The organism is Pseudoalteromonas sp. APM04, from assembly GCF_022809815.1.
GTDB classification, from domain to species: Bacteria; Pseudomonadota; Gammaproteobacteria; order Enterobacterales; family Alteromonadaceae; genus Pseudoalteromonas; species Pseudoalteromonas marina.
In genome coordinates, this window is the sequence record NZ_CP094441.1 from 1,452,104 (window position 1) to 1,475,285 (window position 23,182).

Consider the following 23,182-nt stretch of genomic DNA (forward strand, 5'->3'; position numbering starts at 1 on the left):
GCTAAAAAGTTCTTTTTGCAGTAAGGCGCTTACCTTGTTAAATTAAAACAAGGTAAGTGAATTATTTACTATGCAGCGGTTACTAAACAGTTTTATAGCTCAGGCTCTAAGCGTTTAATACCTTGGCCATCTAGTCCTAAGTAAATGTAGCCATCACCCCCTTGCGCTAAGCTTCTTACGCGGCCAATGCCCTCTAATATTTTTTCTTGGCTTTTTAGTGTATCGTTTTCAAGCGTAAGTGCGCTTAAAAACGAAAACTTCATAGACGATAACAACACTTTACCTTTTAATTTAGGGTATTTGTCGCTGGTGACGAATAGCATATCTGATGGTGCTATAGATGGCGTCCATTGTGATGTTGGCGATTGCATGCCGTCTTTTGTTTGCAGGTCTGTAAATGACGTGCCGCTATAATTTACGCCATAGCTAACTACTGGCCATCCGTAGTTTAATCCTGATTTTATTAAATTAAGTTCGTCGCCACCTCGGGGGCCATGCTCATGTGCCCAAAGACGATTATTTTCAGCGTCAAACCACACCTTGCGGGTTTCGATGTCCGTATGACCAAACAGCGTGTTTAGCGTCAGTTTGTTTTACAAAGGGATTATCTGTTGGAATACGACCATCTAAATGAAGACGATAAATTTTGCCCCCATCACGGCTAAGATCTTGCGGGTTTAGGTCGCGCGAGCCACGATCCCCGATCGAAAAATAAACATAACCATGTTTATCAAACACAATACGACTGCCGTAGTGCTGACCTTTTGTACTGTTATGCTCACCTTTGTATAAAACTTGCGGCTCTAATAGCTGAGTATGGTCATCACTTAATTTTGCGCGCATTAATGCAGTGTTACTACCACTGCCTTTGCCTTCAGCGCTTGAGTAAGTAAGGTAAAGCCATTGACTATTTTTATTATCGGTATGCAGTGATAAATCAAGTAAACCGCCTTGGCCGTTAGCATCTATATCGGGCAATCCTTTTACTTGAATAAGCGTTGAGGTGTTTTTACGTAATAAAAATAGTTGTCCACTTCGCTCTGTAATTAATAAATCACCATTTGATAGTGCTTCGATTGCCCAAGGAATACTTACACCTTCTGCAACGTCTACTGCTTTTACATTAAGCGGCAAACTCGGCAGCTTTTTAAAATCAACTGCATTTACTGACATTGAAGGCAGCGTTAATAAAGCGGCTGTTAGCACGGCACCCTTAAAAGAATGTGTATATTTTTTTGATTTTATATTGAGCATGTTATTTTCCAAAATTAATCAAATTAGGTTTACGTTAGCACGAGCTGTAAAAATTTGCTAAGCGTTGCGATAAGTGAAAATTCTTTAATTTTAGCTAGTTACATATATCACTCACACAGTATTAGAAATAGTTAGCTCACTCAGTAAAGTATATTTTTTATATTTATTTAGTTTTGAAATACGTTTATAAATTGAGTTTAGTTTGTTTTTTGTTCGTATTTTTAACAAAAATAATGCAATAAACACTCTATTAGGGTTGAAAACTTGAATTTTCAGCGTACACTTGTGCGCTGAAGTTTGAGCGTACACTTGTATGCTCAAATAGTTAAGGTTCTGATTTGTGCTAACACCCAGTTTGTGCAAACCATTGAGCAATAAACCAATATAGAGATTTTATTACAATGTTTACGCAGGCATTAAACCAATTTTCAACGTGGTTTTTACACCATCAAACGTTTGCAGGCTACATAGAGCCAATAATGCAAGTGTTTAAACCTGCTTGGCGTGCAGGGCAATTTAGAGCGCAACTGATGAGTTCAGAATCATTAAATGGTGAATTTTTGAGTTTGCAGCTAAAACCAAGTAAACAATGGCCCGCACATACCGCAGGGCAGCATGTTAGTTTGACCATTGAAATGAATGGACGATTATTAACGCGCGTTTTTACAGTTGCTTCAAGCGTTAAATATTTCAACGAAACGGGATTTATACGTTTGTTAATTAAAACAAGCGAACAAGGACGATTTACCGGTTTATTAAATAACAAAGCAAAAGCGGGAACATGGTGCAACATATCTGCTGCAACGGGTGAGTTTGTATTTAAAAATACACATACTCCCGCCACATTAATAGCTGGTGGGTCTGGTATAACGCCGATGATAGCAATGCTTGACGATTATTTAGCGCAAACAACCAAAGCAATAAATTTAGTGTATTACGCAAAATCGGGCGAACATCAGTGTGTTGATGAGTTGCGTCAATTAGCCACACAATTTAGTCATTTTTCATTTTTATTATTAACTCGTGAGCAGTCGAGCGACATTACTAGCAATATTAAACATTGGGAGAATCCAGATATATATTGCTGTGGGCCGCTAGGGTTTATGCAAACGGTACAAGCGTTTGCTCAAAAACATGATCTTAATTATTACCAAGAAGCATTTGGTTTGGCGTTACCCAAAGTAAACAATGAAGATCGGTTTACTGTAAAGGTGAACAGCCAAGCTCATATAGTTGAAGGAAATGATGTACTTCTTAGCCAGTTTGAAGTTAAAAAATTACCGGTAAAGCGTGGCTGCGGAATTGGTATTTGCCATCAGTGCCAATGTATTAAAAAGTCGGGAATAGTACGTAATTTAAAAACAGGTGAAATGTCAGACAACGGTGAGCAATTAATCCAACTTTGTATAAGCCAACCGGTGAGTGATTTGGAGTTACAATTATGAAAAACATAAACTTTGATCAGCTTGCAAGCGATTTAGATACTATAAAAATGAATACGCTTGCTAAAGTAGGGCAAAAAGATGCTGACTACATTCGCTCTGTCGTTCGAAAGCAAAGGTTATGTGAGTGGAGTGGGCGAATACTATTAATGCTTGGATATATTCAGCCTTTACTTTGGGTTGCCGGTGTTTTGTTACTGGCTTTGGCTAAAATTCTCGATAATATGGAAATTGGCCACAATGTTATGCATGGTCAATACGATTGGATGAACGACAAACAGCTTAATTCTCAGCAATACGAATGGGACATAGCCTGCGATGGCCAAAGCTGGCATCGGGTTCACAATTTTGAGCACCACACATACACTAACATTATTGGAAAAGACCGTGATTTTGGCTACGGGTTGTTACGTTTGAGTGATGATTTTAAGTGGCGTTTTAAAAATGTGTGGCAGTTTTTTACTTACATAAATTTAAGTGTCTTGTTTCAGTGGGGTGTGTCATACCATGAGCTGGCAGCAGAGCGTGTTTTTATAGGTAAAAAGAAAGAAAATCGTGAAGGGGGTGTATCGCATGCTACTTTAAAGCAGCGTTTTTTTAGTAAAGGCGCTCGCCAGTTAATTAAAGATTATGTGATCTTCCCATTACTTGCAGGGCCACTGTTTTTATGGGTGTTAGCGGGTAATTTAGTAGCAAATTTGCTTCGTAACTTATGGACATCGACAATTATATTTTGTGGCCACTTTACCGAAGAAACCGAAACATTTAAAGAACAAGACTGCGTAAACGAAACCCAAGGCCAGTGGTATTATCGTCAAGTATTAGGCTCGTCTAATATTAAAGGGGCAAACTGGTTTCATATTTTAACGGGCCATTTGAGTTGCCAGATTGAGCACCACTTATTTCCTGATATGCCGTCGTCGCGATATCAAGAGGTGGCGCCTCAGGTGCAGGCCGTTATGCAAAAGCACGGTATTGATTACCACACTGGCGGGTTTTTTAAACAATACGGCTCGGTGTTAAAGCGAATTATTAGATACTCATTTAAATAGTGATAGGGTGCATTAAGCGCTTTAAAAGCTAAAACATAAACCGGCATGTGTAAGCGCATATGCCGGTTTTTTGCTGTTGTGTTTAATAAATATACAGTACGTGTGGTTTTTTCTTATTGTTAATTAAAAATCCGTTACTTTAGCTATGGTTAATTGATGCGTGATTGTCATACAATGGAGAAAAATAGACCACACAAGAGAGATAAAAAATGGCCGCATTTGGTACTGTGTTTATGCCACAGATGATTCAAGCTCGTTTTTCAGATAATCAGTGGAGCGAAACCTCAGTTGTTCCATGCGATAAGCTTGAGTTTCATGCTGGTGCACACGTTCTTCATTATTCAAGCACCTGTTTTGAGGGCTTAAAAGCATTTCGTCATGAAGATGGGTCTGTATATATTTTTAGAATGGATGCAAACATAGCACGTATGCAGCAAAGCTCTGCACTTTTAAGCTTGCCAAGTTTTGATGGCGATATGCTCAAAACGATGATTATTGATATTGTTCGCCAATATGCCGATGAAACCCCATTACCGCCTGGCTCTATGTATATTCGCCCAACACATATAGGCACAGAAGCGGCAATTGGTAAGGCGGCAGCTCCTTCAATGAGCTCATTGTTGTACACTTTACTTTCACCCGTAGGTGATTATTTTGCTGGTGATGCTACGGCATTACGTGTGTTACTTGAAGAAGATGGTATGCGCTGTGCACCTCATATGGGCATGGTTAAAAGCGGCGGTAACTACGCCAGTGCTCTTGGCCCAATTAGCGCTGCACGTAAACAGTATCAAGCAGATCAAATATTATTTTGCCCAGGTGGTGATGTACAAGAAACGGGCGCTGCAAACTTTATTTTGATTGATGGCAACGAAATTATAACCAAAGCGCTCGACTCCACCTTTTTACATGGCGTAACGCGTAATAGTATTTTAACGATTGCTAAAGATTTAGGCATGACTGTGAGCGAACGTAATTTTACAGTGACTGAACTTTTAGAGCGTGCTGCAAAACCAGGCACAGAGGCTGCGCTTTCAGGTACTGCTGCGGTATTAACGGCAGTGGGAACGTTTATTCATAACGATAAAGAATATAAAGTAGGCACAGGAGAGCCTGGGCCAACAACTGCACGTTTGCGCCAAGCATTGAACGACATTCAATGGGGCAAAAGCGAAGACAAGCATGGATGGTTAACTAAAGTGGTATAGCGTTAAATACCCACGTTATTTGCACCAAAAAGCCACCTAATTAAGGTGGCTTTTTGGTGCAAATAACTTTATTAAAATTTTATTTTTCCGGTTAATATATCTTTAAACATAACCAAGTCTCCCCACAAACTATAAAATGGGTGTTTAAATGTAGCTGGTCGGTTTTTTTCAAAAAAGAAATGCCCAACCCACGCAAAGCCATAGCCAATAACGGGTAGCAGCCACAATAGCGCATATTTTTGACTTAATAATGCGGTAATAATAACCATAAGTACTAATAAGCTACCTATAAAATGCAAGCGCCTGCAGGTTACGTTGCGATGCTCCTTTAAATAATAAGGATAAAAAGCTTTAAAACTGTTGAAAGTGGGTTCTTGTTTTTCCATAAATCACGCTTTATTTTTATTGTATGTTTTTACTATTAAAGCGTAAGTTTACACTTGTTTACAGCGATAAATGGCACTTAACGCATCTTAATAGACATAAGCTTAAAAAACTCATAAGTTATTCCTACTACTTAATCAATAAAAAGAACACAAATTATGTTACTCAAACGTACTCTTGCATGTGCTGTATTATTGGCACTCAGTGGCTGTTCAGAGCCAACCAATACATCAGATCAAAAAGAAGTAAAATCATCTATGAATCAAGTTAACTCAGTCGTGTATCCCGAAACCAAAAAAGGTGATGTAGTTGATACCTATTTTGGAGAAAACGTTGCCGATCCTTATCGTTGGTTAGAAGACGATATGAGTGCAGAGACTGCTGATTGGGTAAAAGCGCAAAATACGGCTACTTTTTCATACTTAGAACAAATCCCTTACAGAAACAAGCTCAAAGAGCGCCTTGAAAAGCTGATGAATTACGAAAAAATAGGTGCGCCATTTGAAGAGGGCGGTTACACCTACTTTTACAAAAACGATGGCTTACAAAATCAATATGTTTTATACCGCAGCAAAGGCGATGAAGCGCCAGAGGTATTTTTAGATCCTAATAAATTTAGTGACGATGGCACAACGTCTATGTCGGGTTTGTCGTTTTCTGAAGATGGCAGTTTATTAGCGTATCAAGTATCTGAAGGGGGCAGTGATTGGCGTAAAATTATCGTAATTAATACAACGACTAAAGAGCAAGTAGAGCAAGCTTTAGTTGATGTGAAATTTAGTGGTATTGATTGGCTAGGAAATGAAGGATTTTACTACTCTAGCTACGATAAGCCAAAAGGAAGTGAGCTGTCGGCTAAAACAGATCAACATAAAGTGTATTACCATGCTTTAGGTACATCGCAGAATGACGACCGCGTTGTATTTGGTGACAGCGAGGCGCAAAAGCATCGTTACGTTGGCGCCGATGTGACACATGATGGCAAGTACTTGCTAATTTCGGCCAGTGTTTCAACGTCTGGAAACAAGCTGTTTATAAAAGACTTAAGTAAAGAAAACAGTGATTTTGTTACTGTTGTTGGTAACTCAGATTCAGATACTTCTGTAATTGATAACGATGGCGATACGCTCTACTTAGTTACAAATTTAAACGCACCAAACAAAAAAGTGGTTACGGTTAATGCAAATGACCCGGCGCCTGAAAATTGGGTCGATTTTATTCCAGAGACCGATAACGTACTTAACCTAAGCAAAGGCGGGAATACCTTTTTTGCTAATTACATGGTGGATGCAATTTCGCAGGTTAAGCAATACAACAAGCAAGGTGACTTAATCCGTGAAATTAGTTTACCCGGCGTAGGGAGTGCACGTGGTTTTCGCGGTAAAAAAGATCAAACAACGCTTTATTACTCGTTTACTAACTATAAAACTCCGGGGACTACTTTTTCGTTTGATGTAAGCACTGGCGAGTCAAAGGTCTATCGTGAATCGGCAATCGATTTCAATAGTAACGATTACACCTCTGAGCAAGTTTTTTACACCTCAAAAGATGGGTCAAAAGTGCCGATGATCATCACTTACAAAGCGGGTATAAAATTAGATGGTTCAAACCCGACTATTTTATACGGTTACGGTGGTTTTAATGTAAGTTTGACGCCAATTTTTAGCCCCGTTAACGCGCTTTGGCTGGAGCAAGGTGGAGTGTATGCCGTTGCAAATATTCGCGGTGGTGGTGAATATGGAAAAGATTGGCACAATGCTGGTACAAAAATGCAAAAGCAAAATGTGTTTGATGACTTTATTGCAGCAGCAGAGTACTTACAAGATAAAAAGTACACGTCTAAAAAACGTTTAGCACTGCGGGGTGGTTCAAACGGTGGTTTATTAGTCGGTGCGGTTATGACGCAGCGCCCTGATTTATTTCAAGTTGCATTACCGGCCGTAGGCGTACTTGATATGCTTCGTTACCATACATTTACAGCGGGCGCTGGTTGGGCATACGATTACGGTACTAGTGAGCAAAGTAAAGAAATGTTTGAATATATTAAAGCTTACTCGCCATTGCATAACGTTAAAGCGGGCGTTGAATATCCTGCCACTATGGTAACAACCGGTGATCACGATGATCGTGTGGTGCCATCTCATTCATTTAAATTTGCTGCTGAATTACAATCTAAGCAGGCTGGAAATAACCCTACACTTATTCGTATTGAAACAAATGCGGGTCATGGTGCGGGCACACCAACCAGCAAAGTTATAGATTTATACGCAGATATGTTTGGTTTTACGCTATATAACATGGGTGTAAAAGAGCTATAAAACGCGTTAACGTTACCTTGTTTTAAAATACAAAAGCCGAGTAAATTTACTCGGCTTTTTATTATCTGTATTTTGGAGTCAAATACCTGCTTATTAACTACTGCGCTGGCAAAAATAATCGCTGATAGGTTTTATATGCGTATTCATCACTCATGCCACTTAAGTAGTCACAAATAATGCGCATACCTTGGTTATGTTTTTGAGCCTCAATATATTGCGCTTGCGTGGTTTCGGGTAATAAACGAAGCGGATCGCTTGCAAACGCTGTAAACAATTCAATGAGTAAGTTTTGCCCTTTAAACTCAATTTGTTGCATTTCAGGGTCGCGAATTAAGCGTTGAAATACAAAGTGCTTGAGTATTTGTAGCACGTTTTCATACTCTGGGTGCAGTTTGGCAGTGTATTTTAAAATAGGGCATTCAAATGCTTCGTTTTGTATGTCTAGATGAATGTGAATAATGAAGGTGTTTACCAGCTCACCTATGGCGTCTTTTCGTTCAAAATCATTTTTTGAAAAAAGTCGAGATGTTAACGTTTCAAGTAAGCTATTTAGCCAGTCAAAATTAAGCGCTTGCAAGTGAGGAAGTGCGTGCGTTTGCCAGTCATCTAATGTTAAAACATGAGTTGCAATGGCGTCTTCTAAATCGTGTACGGCGTATGCTATATCGTCGGCATGTTCCATTATGGCGCTGTCGAGGGATTTATAAAGTGTTTTAGCGCGGTGTTTATCTATTGTTGCGTGAGTATTTAATAACGTTCTGTCGTTTTGGCTTAATGGTTCTACAATCCAGTCAAATATGTGTGCGTCGTCTTGGTATAACCCTTTTGCTGGGCGCCAATCATCGGCTTTAATAAAAGCACGTGAGTTATGCGTATCGGGTATTGTGTGCCACAACTCGTTTATAAATGCTGGGTATTTAATAAACCCGAGTAATGTACGACGTGTAAGGTTCATACCATAACCATTACTGTAGGGCTCTAGCTTAGCAACTATTCGTAAAGTTTGAGCGTTTCCTTCAAAACCACCATGGTCTCGCATCATATAGTTAAGAGCAATTTCACCTCCGTGGCCAAATGGTGGGTGGCCAATATCGTGAGCCAAACAGAGTGTTTCGAGTAAACCGGTTGATGGAAAATGGCTAAAATCACTATGTTGTGTCTTTAAGTGCCTTAAAATACCAGTGCCAATTTGTGACACCTCTAACGAATGAGTAAGGCGGGTACGATAAAAGTCGTTTAGGCCAATCCCCATAATTTGTGTTTTAGCTTGTAAGCGTCTAAATGCAGCGGCATGAATAATTCTTGAGCGGTCAACCTGCCAGGGAGATCGGTTGTCGTTAGGTCTGTGTTTATATTGCTCTATTATTCTACTTTGCCAAACTTTGTCCATACTGCTCAATCACCATTAAACCTGTTTAGTGTTTAGTATACCCATGCACTTATAAATTGCGAATGAACATATTTTTGCAATTCGCGTTTATATAGTGGCTTAGGTATAATAAGGGTTCGTATGCGTGTGTAGTTACCATGCATAAATAGTTGTTTGAATGAGACGATACATGCTTAAGATTATCTTTCAGTTTTTGTTATCCATCCTTTTTATATGGGCACTTGCGTACCCGTTTATACAAAGTGATGAAACCGATAGCGCAGATCAAACCACCAGTGAACAACCTAAAAAAGTGAAGAAAAAAGAAAAGCCGCTACATAATGTAACGTTGCCTAAATTTTCTGAATTTACGGATGTAAAAGAGAAAAAACGCGCATTTTTTGATTTTATCCGTCCCCATGTTGAGGCTGAAAATAAAAAAATATTACAACAACGTGCCAAGTTAGAAATAGCCCGCATGATGCTTGAAAACAACCTATCGCTTGAAGAAAAACAAAACAAAGATATTGTTAAAATCCTTAAACAATATGGCTTACCTGAAACGGTTAACACACTTGTGCTAACTCAGGCTTTGCGCCGTGTTGATATTATTCCTAAAGAAATGGCATTAATGCAAGCTGCAAATGAGTCAGCTTGGGGGACCTCTCGGTTTGCGCGAATTGGTCTGAATTTTTTTGGTCAGTGGTGTTACTCAAAAGGTTGCGGCATGGTGCCAAAGCGTCGTAACACTGGCGCAGCACACGAAGTCGCTGCATTTCAATCGGTGCGTGCTGCAGTAAGCTCTTATTTCAGAAATATAAATACCCACGGCGCTTACAAAGAGTTACGAGGCATACGTGAAAACCTGCGCCGTGAAAAAAAACCAGTATTAGCAACCAAGTTAACCCATGGTTTAATGTCTTACTCTGAGCGAGGTGAGGCATATATAGAAGAATTAAATACGATGATCAGACAAAACAGAGCTTACTTTGATGAATAAATACATGACAGGTTGTTTTTACGCGAGTTTACTTTTTTTGTTGGGCTTTAGTGCATTTAGCGCCAATGCCAGAGAGTTTGTAATGTCGTACGATGGTTTTTATGACCGTTTAAAAGTAGTTAATAAAGGGGATTTTCAATATGCTCGCGTTAACTTTTATATAAGCGATATTGCAACTAACGAGGCATGTTCAATAAAAAACGGAACCATTTTAACAGAGAATAACGAGTATCCGCTTAACTTCACAGATAGCGCACAGCTGTTGTTGCCTTTTGATAAGCAACTTGATTCAGATAAAGCTGTTATTGTTATAGAGCCACAAAACCCTGAGCATGACTGCCAGTTAAAGCTACAAATAGAAGCTAACGAATTTGACGATTTAGCTTTCTCAAAACATGCGTTATATACCATTAACGAGGAGCTAGACGAATTACTAACTGATTTGTCAGGCTTTTTTGTTAGTAAATTAATGTGGTTTTTATTACCTGAACAAAAGGGCGTGGCTGTTACCTTTAAAAATCCAATAAACATTAATGATGAAAACGTAACCTGCGAGGAATCGATTTGTTACTTTGATGTTGACGATAATTGGGAAGAGGATGAGCAGTCGTTTGGTGATATTAGTAATGTACTAAAAGTAACCCCATGGATTGCAAAGTAACAGTAAACGTTGCAATGAACTATTAAAAAAAGCGGCATTAGCCGCTTTTTTATTTTAGTGGCGCTGAAGAGTCGCGCTGCATTAGCGTAGGCTCAAAAAAACGATTTATTTTAATATTTTTGGTTTGGTATACATCTTTTAGAACAAGCTTTGCAGCCATTTCACCCATTTTAGCAACCGGGTTATCAATTGTTGTTAGTGTAGGGTAGAGGTAGTTTGCAAATATTACATTATCAAAACCAACAATTGATAAATCGTTAGGCAAATGGTAGCCGTGTTCACGGGCATACTTCATCGCACCGGAGGCCATCTCGTCGTTTGCGCACACAAGAGCGGTAAAATTTAGCTTACTATTAATGAGGTGCTCAAGCGCTGAACTTCCCCCGGTTTCGTTAAAATCACCTTCAAAATAAAGCGATGGGTCAAACGTTATATTGGCTTCTTCAAGGGCTTGTTTATGGCCAGCTAAACGGTTTGCAGCATCGGCCTTAAACTGAGGACCTGCAATATAAGCAATTTCGGTATGGCCTTGTTCTAACACCGATTTAGTTGCTAAATAACCTCCTAGTTTATTGTCTAAGCTAATGCAGTGCTCTTTGAGTTCTTCGACGTAGCGGCTCATTAAATAAACAGGCGTTGTGCCTCTACTGAGCGATATCAGGTATTCATCGGTCACTGCTTCAACATGCAAAATTATGGCGTCGCAGCGCCTGCTAATTAAAAAGTCGATGCCTTCTTTTTCTTTATCTTCTTCACTGTGGCCGGTTGTAATAATAACGTGTTTACCGGCAGCCCTAAGCTCAGACTCAATCCCGGCCATCATTTGGGCGAAGAAAGGACCATGTAATTCAGATACTAAAATACCTACACTGTTAGTGCAGTTTGATGCTAAAGATTGGGCTATTGAGTTAGGTTTGTAACCCAATGTTTGCATTGCATCGAGCACTTTTTTAGTTGTTTTATCACTTACTTTTGTGTTTTTGTTCATTACCCGAGAGACGGTAGCTAACGATACACCTGCAAGCTCTGATACTTGATAAATTGTTGCCATGTTACTTATTGACTCGCTTTCACCCTTAACTTAATCAGCTAAATCATACCTTAGTGTTGTTGACTGTGGTTAGCTTTGATTGAATATTTTCAACAACCTGATTAGTTAATGTATATTTTTTCATTGTGTATGCTACAAAAAGGGATCCTAGGGCGGGTAGTACAGTAAACGACAGTAAAATTCCCTGCTGAGTACTCACTGTTTGCGTCACATCAGCCTGATAACTGTAAAATGATAATAACCAACCTGCGATAGCACCTCCAACAGCAACACCCATTTTAATAAAAAATATAACACCGGAGTAAACTAAGCCCGTAATCCGTAACCCCGTTACTTCGTGACCATAATCTATGGTGTCAGCCATTTTTGCCCATAGGAGTGGGGTCGCCATATCTAAAAAGAATTTCCATAGAATAAAAGCAGCAAACGCGAGAACCAGTTGTTCACTGCCAATAAAATAGCTAAATCCACAAATAGTTGCAGCGATAAGTTGTAAGCTGATGTAGGCCTTTATTTTGCAAAAACGCGCAGCTAGCGGCTGTGCAACTGCGCAACCTATCATACTAGCAACTACACCTAGGGTCATAAATAGAGTAATTAAATCTTCCCGACCGAGGTAGTATTTGACGTAATATACCGCCAGAGTTAGCCTAAGCACTTGGCCAGTCAGCAAGAAAAATGCAGCAATACACAAGGTACGCCATTGATCGTTTTTTACTAGGGCTTGAATACTTTTAGCAAAAGGGATGTTTTGTTCTTTGGGTTGTTGAATTCGTTCTTTAGTGCCTAAAAAGCAGAGTAAAAACAGCACAAGGCCTAAAATACTCATGGCGGTCATGGTTAGCTGGTAACCTTTAGCGTTATCGCCCTGGCCAAAGTATTCAACCATTGGCATGGTGCATCCAGCAACAATAACACCACCAAGCATCCCAAATACAAAACGGTACGATTGAATAGTAACGCGCTCTTTTGCGTCTGCGGTTAACACGCCACCGAGTGCGCAATAAGGAATATTAATGGCAGTGTAAGCAACCATCAGTAAGGTATAGGTGCTAAAGGCATAGATTATTTTGTCAGTGCCTTCTAAGTCGGGTGTAGTAAACGCTAAAATACTAATAATGGCAAAAGGGAGCGCAAGCCATAGTAGATAAGGGCGAAAATGCCCCCATCGTGTATGTGTTTTATCAGCTAGGTTGCCCATTAGGGGGTCGGTTACGGCGTCAAAAATGCGAACAGCTAAAAACATAGTACCAACAACGGCGGGGGATAAGCCCACAACGTCGGTATAGTAAAGCATTAGGAACATCATTACCGTTTGGAAAATAATATTACTGGCGGTGTCGCCTAATCCGTAGGCTATTTTTTCTTTTACACTAACCATGGTTGCTTTATCTCGCTTTATGTTTTTTTAATTGCGTTAATAAATACGTTTTATTATCTATTTGAGATTAATGCTTTATAGGCTAGGCCACTATTTTTTATAGTACGTTGCTGTGTGCTGTAATCTACATAAACTATACCAAATCTTTTTAAGTAACCTTCTGCCCATTCAAAGTTATCCATTAGGCTCCAGGCAAAATAGCCGTCTATTCTAACGCCTTGCTCTGTTGCATTGTGAACGGCATTTAGGTGACTGTTGTAGTAGTCTAGTCGATCTACATCATTGATTTCACCATTATTATAGCTGTCGGGCATAGCTGCGCCATTTTCAGTAATAAAAATAGGCGGTAGGGTATAGGTATTGTTAAGTGTGACTAATAACTCTGTAAACGACTTAGGGTAAATTTCCCAGCCCATATCGGTTAGCGGGCCAGTAGGCTCTATTGGCTCATATATTTCAGTAGGGTGCGCTTTATAAAATTGACGGGTGTAAAAGTTAATACCTAAATAATCAATTGATTGCGAAATAATAGCCATGTCACCATCGTGAATATCTGGCAGATGTGCTGAAGGTAATTGTTCAATAATTGCTGGGTATGTACCATCCATGATGGGTTTCATGTACCACTGGTTTAAGTAGTCATCTGCAAACGCTGTTGCAGCAATGTCATCAGCGTCTTCAGAGATGCTATAACAGGGAGTAAAATTAAGCACGATACCGTTTAAAGTCGTCGGTGAGTTTTGCTTTAATACGGTCATGGCAAGCCCATGTGCTAATAACAAATGGTGAGCGGCTTTGCGCCCGTATTGTTTACCCACTTTACCTGGCGCATGAATGCCAATTTCGTAACCTAAAAAAGCACTGCAAAAAGGTTCATTTAAGGTAGCGTATGAATGGACTCGGTCACCGAATGCCAAGGTAATTAAATCAACATAGTGAGCAAACGCATAAGCTGTTTCTCGATTTAACCAACCCCCTTCGTCTTCAAGGTGTTGAGGTAAATCCCAGTGGTATAACGTGACAAACGCTTTGATATTGCGCTTTTTCAGTTCATCTAAGATGTCGGTGTAAAACTTTACGCCTTCAGGGTTAAGCTCACCACTTTTTGTAATAACACGAGGCCAAGAAATAGAAAGTCTGTAAGCATCTACTCCTAATGATTCGATTAAATCTATGTCTTGTTTCCAATTATTGTAATGATCGCACGCAACATGCCCATTTGAGTTATCAGCTATTTTACCTGGAGTATCACAAAAGGTATCCCAGATGCACGGCAGACGGTGAGTTGATCCACCTTCTATTTGGAAAGACGCTGTTGCTACACCATAAATAAACTCTTTTGTTAATAGAGGTGAACAAGTTGGTAAAGATATTTTAGTCATTAGTTACAAACCTTTTAAAACCTAAATTGCACTTTTAGCGCCGATATTTACTGCCTCGTAGCTTACTCTCGACTTGATAAAAAAATAAAAATTGTTGAATTATGTTACGTGTTCGTATTTAATTAGCTGTGAAAGCGCTTACATTTTTAAGATTAATGTTAATTAACCTTCAGGTCAACTATTTAATAGCATGGCTTAGCCGCCAATTTATTAACAATACAGAGAAGGTTAACGATAATAATAAATTGCGGAGAGCACATGGCTAGTTCAGCACCAACAACGACACACACACAATCGCAAAACACAGGCGATAATAATTATGGATTTGCACTTACATCGTTAACAACGCTATTTTTTATGTGGGGTTTTATTACCTGCCTAAATGATATTCTAATCCCGCATTTAAAAGCGGTATTCGATTTAACATACGTGCAGGCTATGCTTGTACAGTTTTGTTTTTTTGGTGCTTACTTTTTAATGTCTATACCTAGCGGGCTTATTGTGAAAAAGCTGGGTTATAAAAACGGCATTGTTGTCGGGTTACTAATTGCTGCAGTTGGGTGTGTATTATTCTATCCGGCGGCACAAATGCATAACTATCCTGTATTTTTGTTTGCGCTATTTGTTTTAGCAAGCGGAATTACTTTATTACAGGTATCTGCAAACCCATACGTAAGCTTATTAGGTCCTGCAAAAACAGCGTCTTCTCGTTTGACATTAACACAGGCATTTAATGCGCTTGGTACCACGGTTGCACCGTCATTTGGTGCATTATTAATACTAGGCTCAGCGTCGGATGCTTTTTTAACACCGGCGCAAAATGCCGAATCAGTTCAACTTCCTTACTTGCTGCTTGCTGCAATGCTAATTGTATTAGCCGGTGTGTTTGCATGGCTTAAGCTTCCAGACATTATGAGCGAGCAAAAAGAAGCTGCCGAGAAATCAGACACTATTGAAGGGAGTGCATGGCAGTATCGCCACCTTGTTTTGGGTGCAGTAGGCATATTTATGTATGTGGGCGCGGAAGTTGCGATTGGTAGTTTTTTAGTTAGCTTTTTAGCGCAAGAAAATATTGCTGGATTAAAAGAACATGTCGCGGCTCATTACATTACCTATTACTTTGGCGGTGCAATGGTTGGGCGTTTTATTGGCGCGGCTGTAATGCAAAAACTTCCTGCCGGTAAAGTGCTTGGTTTTAATGCAACCATGGCTATTATTTTAGTGGTTATTGCCATGAGCACATCTGGTCAGTTAGCAATGTGGTCAATATTATTAGTTGGATTATTTAACTCCATTATGTTTCCTACTATTTTTAGCCTTGCACTAAATGGCTTAGGCAAGCACACAGCGCAAGGTTCGGGCATTTTGTGTTTGGCAATTGTAGGCGGTGCAATTGTGCCGCTTTTACAAGGTGCACTTGCTGATAGTGTTGGGGTTCAACTTTCGTATGCTTTACCAATTTTATGTTATCTATTCATCGTATTTTACGGCTTAAGTGGCAGCAAACCCGTTCAAGCTAAGGAGACTTTATAATGAACACACGTTTTACGCTTAATAAAATTGCATTAGCAACATTGGTTGCTTCAGTGACCACATTAACTGCTTGTTCAAACGACAATACTAATCAAGCTGATAGTGCTAAAGCGCACGCTAGTGCTGAACAAATATGGCCCAAGCTCAATATTGCGGTTAAAAAAGATGCAGAGATAGAAGCACAAATAGTGAGTTATTTAAACTCAATGACGCTTGAGCAAAAAGTAGCGCAAATGATTCAGCCTGAAATACGTGATATTACCGTTGAAGATATGCGTAAATACGGTTTTGGTTCTTACTTAAATGGTGGAGGGGCGTTTCCTAATGGGGATAAACATGCCACTCCACAAGACTGGGTTGCCCTTGCTGAAAAAATGTATCAAGCGTCTGTTGATGACTCAATAGACGGTAGCAAAATCCCTACTATGTGGGGAACAGATGCAGTACATGGTCATAATAATGTGATTGGTGCTACGTTATTTCCACATAATATTGGTTTAGGTGCGGCTAATAATCCTGAACTAATTGAACAAATTGCAGCTGTTACCGCGGTAGAGGTTATGGCTACAGGTATTGATTGGGTGTTTGCGCCAACCGTTGCAGTTGTACGTGACGATCGCTGGGGTAGAACCTATGAGGGTTACTCTGAAGACCCTGCAATAGTGCGTGAGTATTCAGCAGCTATTGTAAATGGCTTACAAGGTAAGGCCGATGAAGACTTTTTAAGTGATAAACGTGTAATTAGTACTGTTAAACACTTTTTAGGTGATGGTGGCACTGTTGATGGTGACGATCAAGGTAACAATATAGACAGTGAGCAATCGTTATTTGATATTCATGCACAAGGTTATGTAGGTGGGTTATCGGCGGGTAGTCAGTCTGTAATGGCGTCGTTTAACAGTTGGAACGGTGTTAAAAATCACGGTAATAAATATTTACTGACCGATGTACTAAAAACACGTATGGGTTTTGACGGGTTTGTTGTTGGTGACTGGAATGGACATGGACAAATAAAGGGCTGTACCAACGAAAGCTGCCCACAAGCTATTAATGCAGGGCTAGATATATTTATGGTGCCAACGGGCGCTTGGAAACCACTGTATGAAAATACCATAGCGCAAGTTAAATCTGGCGAAATTAGCATGGCGCGTATTGACGATGCTGTTGCACGTGTATTGCGTGTAAAACTACGCGCGGGTTTATTCGATAAGCCAAGTCCAGCAAACCGTTTATATTCAGGTAAAACAGAATTAATTGGCGCACAAGATCACCGTGAAGTAGCACGACAAGCAGTACGTGAGTCACTCGTACTTCTTAAGAATAAAAATGGCTTATTGCCGCTTTCGCCAAATCAACATGTACTTATTACCGGTGACGGTGCTGATAATATCGGTAAACAGTCTGGTGGGTGGAGTATTACTTGGCAGGGGACTAACAATAAAAATGCTGACTTCCCAGGAGCCACGTCAATTTATAAAGGCTTAGAAGAGCAAGTTACTGCCGCAGGCGGTAAAGTTACACTCAGTGATGATGGCTCTTTTGAGCAAAAACCCGATGTAGCAGTTGTTGTATTTGGTGAAGAACCTTACGCGGAGGGTCATGGCGACAGAGATAACCTTGAATTTGAGCGCGGCAATAAAAAATCTTTAGCGCTGTTAAAGTCATTAAAAGCGCAAGGAATAAACGTTGTTTCTGTATTTATTTCTGGTCGCCCAATGTGGGTAAACAGTGAACTTAACGCTTCAGATGCATTTGTAGCAGCATGGTTACCTGGTACTGAAGGCGGTGGTGTTGCCGATGTGCTACTAAAAACAGCCGACGGTAGTGTTAAGCACGATTTTAAAGGCAAACTTTCTTTTTCATGGCCTAAAACGGCAGTTCAAACAACGGTTAATAAGGGAGATAAAGATTACTCGCCGTTATTACCGTATGGCTTTGGTTTAACCTATGGTGATAAAAATATACTTGCGGATAATTTAGATGAAAATTCGCAATTAGATAATTCATCACTAACCAGTATGGATATTTTAGTGGGAGCACCGGTTGCGCCATGGCGTCTATTGCTAAAATCGGGTGATGAATTGTTAGATGTGTCGAGCAGTACCCATGAGTTTGGCGCTATAAAATACCGAACTGAAGATAAGGTTGTACAAGAAGATGCTCGTCAATTTAACTTCATCGGGAGTGAAAAAGCGAGCGCAGAAATAGTAACGAGCTTTGCGGAAGATACTATTACTTATGTTGAAGCAAATGGCGTAATTAGTTTTGACATAAAGCTTAACCAAGCGCTTGGTAATGAACTTTCACTTGCAATGTGCTCGGGTGAATGTGGTGAAAGCATTAACCTAGCTAACGTTGTAGATAGTAGTTTACTTAGTAAATGGCAGTCAGTATCGATTGACCTTAAATGTTTTGCTGATAAAGGCGTAAACTTTGCGAGTTTAACAAGTCCATTTAGTTTGCGCAGCTCAGGTAAAGCTTCTGTGTCGGTATCAGATATAAAATTTGTACCAAACAAAGCAGATGAAGCTACGCTTAAGTGTAAGTAAGACTATGCTAAATTAAATAGATAGATTGTTGTGTGTAGTAAAGCCCTTCATTTGAAGGGCTTTTTTTATGAATCAAAATACACAGATAGTTTTATTTAGTAATTAAGTGTAGTAGCTCATATCTGATCTGACAGTATAAGCAAATAGGTTTAGACTTGATCTGACAGGCAGCTATGAGCGAGGAGCAGACGGTCGGGTAAACTCGTTTTTGGACAAAAACGAGTTAGAGCCGAAGGACGGATCTGTAAAATGTATAGTGATAACAACACCCTGCCAAGCCGCAGAAACGGAGTTGATTGTTTGATAGCTACCAGTACAATTAAGTATTTAGGAGCCTCATCACATAATTGCATTCCCCAGCCTTTATTTCTATGTAGGGCTAAATAAACTAATCAGTGTTTAAGGCTAAAGAGAATGTGATTTTTCTGTCACTAACTTCTGCACTTAATTGCGCATCAATTGCTTTACTAAGCGTTTTAGCGATTGATAACCCCAATCCAAAGTTATCATTCGATGTTCTTGAAGTGTCTTTTTGCCATAAAGGGTCAAATAATTGGTCTATATCATTATCACTCAAAGGTTCAATAAGGGAGTTAGTAACTGACAAAAATAAAAGTTTTTCTTTTGAAATCATTGTCGAAACTAAAATTTTTGAATTTAGTGGGCTGTATTGTTTAGCGTTGTTAACTAAATTGCTAATAATTGATTCGAGGGCAAACAAGTTGCTTATAATTGCTGGTGCATTCTCATTCAACTCCAAATTTACACGCGATAAATCAGTGTTTTCTAAGACTCTGGTAATGACTTGATTTAAATCACAAGCATCTTGTTTGATTAGCTTACCATTACTGTATTTATGTAATAGCAATAAGTTCGACACGATATTTTTAAGCCGTAAACTTATTTTCAACGCTTCAGGCTTAAAATCCTCATTGAGCTCAGTCTCATTTGGAAACCTGATAGCAACTTCTGCCATATTTATAAGTTCGGCAATGGGCGTTTTTATTTCATGGGCAATATCGGATGTAAGTCGCTTTTCCCTTAGGTAAAGTTGTCTATTCTCTTTAATAAAAGCATTTAAGCTTTCAACAATAGGCAAGAGCTCTTTAACTGGCTCTTGTATAAATATCTGTGAGCCTTCACTGGTAATACTTAACTGACTGATATCTTGGTTGAGTTTAATTAATGGCGCAAGTGATGTATCTATCGCCTTCCTGACAAATAATCGAATAAATACAATAACTGTAATTGTGGTGACTATAAAAATAACGTCAATCAACCAAAGTACAAAATCAACTTCCTCAGAAGACGCTGCATAAGCTAAAGTCAGTGGCTCATCATTTGTTTTTTTATATGTATCTTCTGATGTATTGTCTTTTCCTTGTGGTATAAAACGACTATAAAACACTCGACCATCTCGGCCATCAGGTAATTGTAAAGGGCGTATTTTTGATTCGCCAATCTCCAAGTCTTCAAATGGTAAGTCTTTAACCTCAAATAAATCTAAACTTTTGGAGCGAGTGAAAGTCCCTTCTTTGCTCCATATTTGAAAGTACTCAGGCTCTATTTCCCCTGCGAACTCGGGCATAAACTCACTAGAAAAATTAAACGAAAAACCTTCATCAGTTTTATGTACTAAGGTCATTAACATACCTGCTTTGGATTGCAGGCTGCGATCAAACTCATTATCTATCCAACTATCAACAGCAATGTCGGTTGCCAACAAAATGCATAAAACAAAGCCTGTTATAGTTACCGAGAGTGTAACAACTAATTTACTGCGAATAGATTTCATTATTGTCCTTGTACAATATAACCAAAACCACGTTTGGTCTGAATTGGCAGCTCCCCTCCTGCAACTCTTACTTTTTTGCGAGCTGATGATAAATGAGCTTCAATCGAGTTTTTTGATATTAAATCATATTGCCCTGCAAGGTAGGTACTTAGCTTTTCTGCACTAAACACTTTATTTTGATTGCTAAATAAACATTCGACAATTTTGTACTCGTTGGGTGTTAAGTCGATAACATTGTCAGCAACTTTTAGCAGTTTTAACTGTAAATTCAGTGCTAAATTATCAATAGTTATGATATCGCTTATCATCTTCAATCCACCACGGCGCATTAAATTTAGCAGTCGAGCGTGGAGCTCATCAAATGAAAAGGGTTTAGTCAGATAATCATCCGCTCCTGTTAAAAGCCCTAAAACACGGTCTTCAGGTTCTTGCTTAGCTGACAAAATTAAGACTTTAGAATCAAGCTGTTTGGTTCTTATGGTTTGCAATAAAGTAATACCATCGATACTCGGTAACATAATATCAAGTATTATAAGCTCATACTCACCTGTCATCGCCATACTCAGCCCTTGTGCACCATCACCGGTGTCATCAACCGCAAAGCCTAGATTTGCTAAGCCAATTCGTAAACTACGCCTTAGTGACGCTGAATCTTCAATTATTAATAACTTCATGTGTTACTCATTCACCTGAAATGCATCTTCATCATTAGGTTACGCCATATAGCTTAAGTTTTACTTAAGACTTGCTTAAGTTTCCATAGTTTAGCCAATATTAAGTTTAGACTCAGGATTTCTTAAGTTTCGGTTTTTAGTATTGCTGCAATTATTAAGATCGAGCACAACTATGACAGCAAATACTTCCGTTTTAAAACCCTTGTTGCGTTTTACTATTATATTGATATCAATCTTTATAACTTCCCGCATTGCTTTATTGTTTTGGCAACATTCAAGATTAAATGATGGTGATATTTGGCCGATCATATCAGGAGCAATCAGAATAGACTTAAGTAGCATTGGATACTTAGCAACTATTGGGGTTTTTATACTGATACTGCATGTAGTTGCACGCCCTAAAACAGAGCTTTTCCAGCGTATTTTTACACTTTACGGTAGCTGCGTTGTAACTGTAGTTGTTATTGTTGAAGCATCAACACCTGCATTCATCAATCAATATGATGTAAGGCCTAACCGATTATATATTGAATACCTTGATTACCCACAAGAAGTCTTCTCAATGTTAGTGCATGGCCATCTTTTAGCCATGCTAAGTACATTGCTTTTGGCCTCGTTAACAAGCGTTTATAGCTATCGCCTTTTATGCAGAGCATTCACACAACCACCGTCACTGAAAAAAGCATCCAATTTACCCATTCTAATGGCTGCTTTAATAATCTGCTTATTTGCTGCTAGAGGTACATTAAATCACCGACCGCTTAACCCTGCATTAGTCTATTTTTCTCAAGATTCACTAATAAACTCACTTGTTCTTAACTCCACTTACAGTGTTGCGTTTGCGCTGAAAAACATGGGTAACGAAAAAAGTGCCAGTAATTTGTATGGCACAATGTCTCGTCAAAAAATTATAGATACGGTCAAAAAGGCTTCTTATCGAAAACAGTTTGTCGCTGGAAATATTCCAACCTTGGCGCACAACACCCCTTTTGTGTCTGGTGTTAAAAAAAACTTAGTTATAATACTTGAGGAAAGTTTAGGTGCCCGATTTGTTGGAGAACTTGGTGGGTTAGATATTACTCCCGAACTTGATAAGCTATATCAACAAGGGTGGGGGTTTGACAACCTTTATGCTACGGGCACGCGCTCCGTAAGAGGTATTGAAGCAATTACCACAGGTTTTACACCATCACCATCTCGCTCAGTAGTTAAACTATCTAAATCGCAGCATAACTTTTTTTCACTAGCGGATGTATTGAGTCAAGAAGGTTACAAAACACAGTTTATCTACGGCGGTGAAAGCCATTTTGACAATATGAAAAGCTTTTTTCTAGGAAACGGGTTTAACGATATTGTTGACATCAACCATATTGAAAATCCCCAGTTTATCTCCTCTTGGGGGGTAAGTGATGAGGACTTATTCAATCAAGCAGATAAAGAACTGACTAAATTAAGTAATTCGACAGAGCCATTTTTTAGTCTTGTATTTACTTCTAGTAATCACGATCCGTTTGATATACCACAAGGGAAAGTATCGCTACCCAAAGGACATAACCCTGAAAACTATAAGCGTGATCTTGCAATTAAGTATGCCGATTACGCACTAGGGAAATTTATTAATAAAGCAAAAACACGGTCGTACTGGGAAAACACCGTATTTTTGGTTGTGGCAGACCATGATGTGCGTGTTTTTGGCTCTGAACCTGTCCCTTTGGAGTCTTTTCATATACCCGCTGTTATTTTAAACAGCGGTATGAAAAGTAAACGCGATCCAAGACTCGTTAGTCAAATTGATCTACCTGTTACTTTAATGTCACTTTTAGGAATTGACCAAGCAACCCCTATGCTGGGCTTTGATCTAACTAAAAGTTATCCAGTTGAACGCGCAATGATGCAGTACTACGACAATTTTGCATACCTAGAAAATGATCGCGCTGTCATCCTAATGCCAAATCAACAAATCAGCTATTGGCGCTATAACAAACGAACCAAAATACAAGAAAAAAATGAACAGCAAAACGTTGATCAAACGTTGGCTGAAAAAGCACTAGCTCATGTGTTATTTAGCAACTTAGCTTACACCGAGCAGCTTTATCGTTTAGCTGATAAAAGTAGTGATAAGGAATAAC

16 protein-coding genes and 1 pseudogene are annotated in these 23,182 nt (G+C 39.2%); 9 read left to right on the plus strand and 8 right to left on the minus strand.

The features are described 5' to 3' along the window. Nucleotides 1-92: 92 nt before the first annotated feature. Nucleotides 93-1,254 (minus strand): annotated as a pseudogene (locus tag MTP24_RS06875) (PQQ-dependent sugar dehydrogenase). A gap of 401 nt (nucleotides 1,255-1,655) precedes the next feature. Here MTP24_RS06875 and MTP24_RS06880 point away from each other — a divergent pair. From MTP24_RS06880 to MTP24_RS06890, 3 genes are all read left to right on the plus strand, one after another. Next, nucleotides 1,656-2,699 carry a ferredoxin reductase gene (locus MTP24_RS06880; RefSeq protein ID WP_243533372.1) on the plus strand — a complete coding sequence of 348 codons (1,044 nt, stop codon included), beginning with the start codon at nucleotides 1,656-1,658 and terminating at the stop codon, nucleotides 2,697-2,699. Further along, on the plus strand, nucleotides 2,696-3,748 hold the full coding sequence (locus MTP24_RS06885) for an acyl-CoA desaturase (protein ID WP_243533374.1): 1,053 nt from the start codon (nucleotides 2,696-2,698) through the stop codon (nucleotides 3,746-3,748). Before MTP24_RS06880 ends, MTP24_RS06885 begins: the two co-directional genes overlap by 4 nt. Before the next feature lie 209 nt (nucleotides 3,749-3,957). After that, entirely contained in the window at nucleotides 3,958-4,956 is a 999-nt protein-coding gene (locus MTP24_RS06890; protein ID WP_243533375.1) for a branched-chain amino acid aminotransferase, read from the plus strand. A 71-nt stretch (nucleotides 4,957-5,027) separates the two neighbouring features. On the opposite strand, the gene MTP24_RS06895 is transcribed toward MTP24_RS06890, so the two are convergent. Continuing rightward, the gene (locus tag MTP24_RS06895; protein WP_243533377.1) at nucleotides 5,028-5,342 is read right to left on the minus strand and encodes a DUF962 domain-containing protein; all 315 of its coding nucleotides are present in this window, start codon (nucleotides 5,340-5,342) and stop codon (nucleotides 5,028-5,030) included. A 156-nt stretch (nucleotides 5,343-5,498) separates the two neighbouring features. Between MTP24_RS06895 and MTP24_RS06900 the strand changes: the two genes are divergently transcribed. Then, nucleotides 5,499-7,658, plus strand: coding sequence for a prolyl oligopeptidase family serine peptidase (locus tag MTP24_RS06900; protein WP_243533380.1), 2,160 nt, complete (start codon nucleotides 5,499-5,501; stop codon nucleotides 7,656-7,658). Nucleotides 7,659-7,755: 97 nt separating this feature from the next. On the opposite strand, the gene MTP24_RS06905 is transcribed toward MTP24_RS06900, so the two are convergent. Then, nucleotides 7,756-9,048: an anti-phage deoxyguanosine triphosphatase gene (locus MTP24_RS06905; protein ID WP_243533382.1), complete on the minus strand. Its 1,293-nt coding sequence runs from the start codon at nucleotides 9,046-9,048 to the stop codon at nucleotides 7,756-7,758. Nucleotides 9,049-9,217: 169 nt separating this feature from the next. Here MTP24_RS06905 and MTP24_RS06910 point away from each other — a divergent pair, with 169 nt between their 5' ends. Together MTP24_RS06910 and MTP24_RS06915 are read left to right on the plus strand one after the other, a co-directional pair. After that, nucleotides 9,218-10,027, plus strand: a complete 810-nt coding sequence (locus MTP24_RS06910; protein WP_243533384.1) for a glucosaminidase domain-containing protein — start codon at nucleotides 9,218-9,220, stop codon at nucleotides 10,025-10,027. Beyond that, the gene (locus tag MTP24_RS06915; RefSeq protein ID WP_243533386.1) at nucleotides 10,020-10,688 is read left to right on the plus strand and encodes a DUF2987 domain-containing protein; all 669 of its coding nucleotides are present in this window, start codon (nucleotides 10,020-10,022) and stop codon (nucleotides 10,686-10,688) included. The genes MTP24_RS06910 and MTP24_RS06915 overlap by 8 nt, the downstream gene beginning before the upstream one ends. Before the next feature lie 49 nt (nucleotides 10,689-10,737). Here MTP24_RS06915 and MTP24_RS06920 read toward each other — a convergent pair whose 3' ends face one another. The 3 genes from MTP24_RS06920 to MTP24_RS06930 are packed head-to-tail and all read right to left on the minus strand — an operon-like array spanning nucleotide 10,738 to nucleotide 14,502. Continuing rightward, on the minus strand, nucleotides 10,738-11,739 hold the full coding sequence (locus MTP24_RS06920; RefSeq protein ID WP_039036827.1) for a LacI family DNA-binding transcriptional regulator: 1,002 nt from the start codon (nucleotides 11,737-11,739) through the stop codon (nucleotides 10,738-10,740). Between the two features lie 43 nt (nucleotides 11,740-11,782). After that, nucleotides 11,783-13,120, minus strand: a complete 1,338-nt coding sequence (locus tag MTP24_RS06925; RefSeq protein ID WP_243533388.1) for an MFS transporter — start codon at nucleotides 13,118-13,120, stop codon at nucleotides 11,783-11,785. A 53-nt stretch (nucleotides 13,121-13,173) separates the two neighbouring features. Next, nucleotides 13,174-14,502: a GH1 family beta-glucosidase gene (locus MTP24_RS06930; protein WP_243533390.1), complete on the minus strand. Its 1,329-nt coding sequence runs from the start codon at nucleotides 14,500-14,502 to the stop codon at nucleotides 13,174-13,176. Nucleotides 14,503-14,760: 258 nt separating this feature from the next. Between MTP24_RS06930 and MTP24_RS06935 the strand changes: the two genes are divergently transcribed. Further along, a complete protein-coding gene (locus tag MTP24_RS06935) occupies nucleotides 14,761-16,035 on the plus strand; it encodes a sugar MFS transporter (protein WP_006792235.1) in 1,275 nt (424 codons plus the stop codon). After that, complete coding sequence (locus tag MTP24_RS06940; protein WP_243533392.1) at nucleotides 16,035-18,584, plus strand: glycoside hydrolase family 3 N-terminal domain-containing protein; 2,550 nt, start codon at nucleotides 16,035-16,037, stop codon at nucleotides 18,582-18,584. The genes MTP24_RS06935 and MTP24_RS06940 overlap by 1 nt, the downstream gene beginning before the upstream one ends. Nucleotides 18,585-18,972: 388 nt before the next feature. Here the strand turns inward: MTP24_RS06940 and MTP24_RS06945 are convergent, their stop codons facing one another. After that, entirely contained in the window at nucleotides 18,973-20,379 is a 1,407-nt protein-coding gene (locus tag MTP24_RS06945; RefSeq protein ID WP_243533394.1) for an ATP-binding protein, read from the minus strand. Next, nucleotides 20,379-21,053 (minus strand): response regulator transcription factor, encoded by a 675-nt coding sequence (locus tag MTP24_RS06950; RefSeq protein ID WP_243533396.1) that lies wholly within the window; start codon nucleotides 21,051-21,053, stop codon nucleotides 20,379-20,381. Before MTP24_RS06950 ends, MTP24_RS06945 begins: the two co-directional genes overlap by 1 nt. Nucleotides 21,054-21,225: 172 nt before the next feature. On the opposite strand from MTP24_RS06950, the gene MTP24_RS06955 reads away from it, so the two are divergent. Next, the gene (locus MTP24_RS06955; protein ID WP_243533398.1) at nucleotides 21,226-23,181 is read left to right on the plus strand and encodes an LTA synthase family protein; all 1,956 of its coding nucleotides are present in this window, start codon (nucleotides 21,226-21,228) and stop codon (nucleotides 23,179-23,181) included. The last annotated feature ends 1 nt before the right edge of the window (nucleotide 23,182 follow it).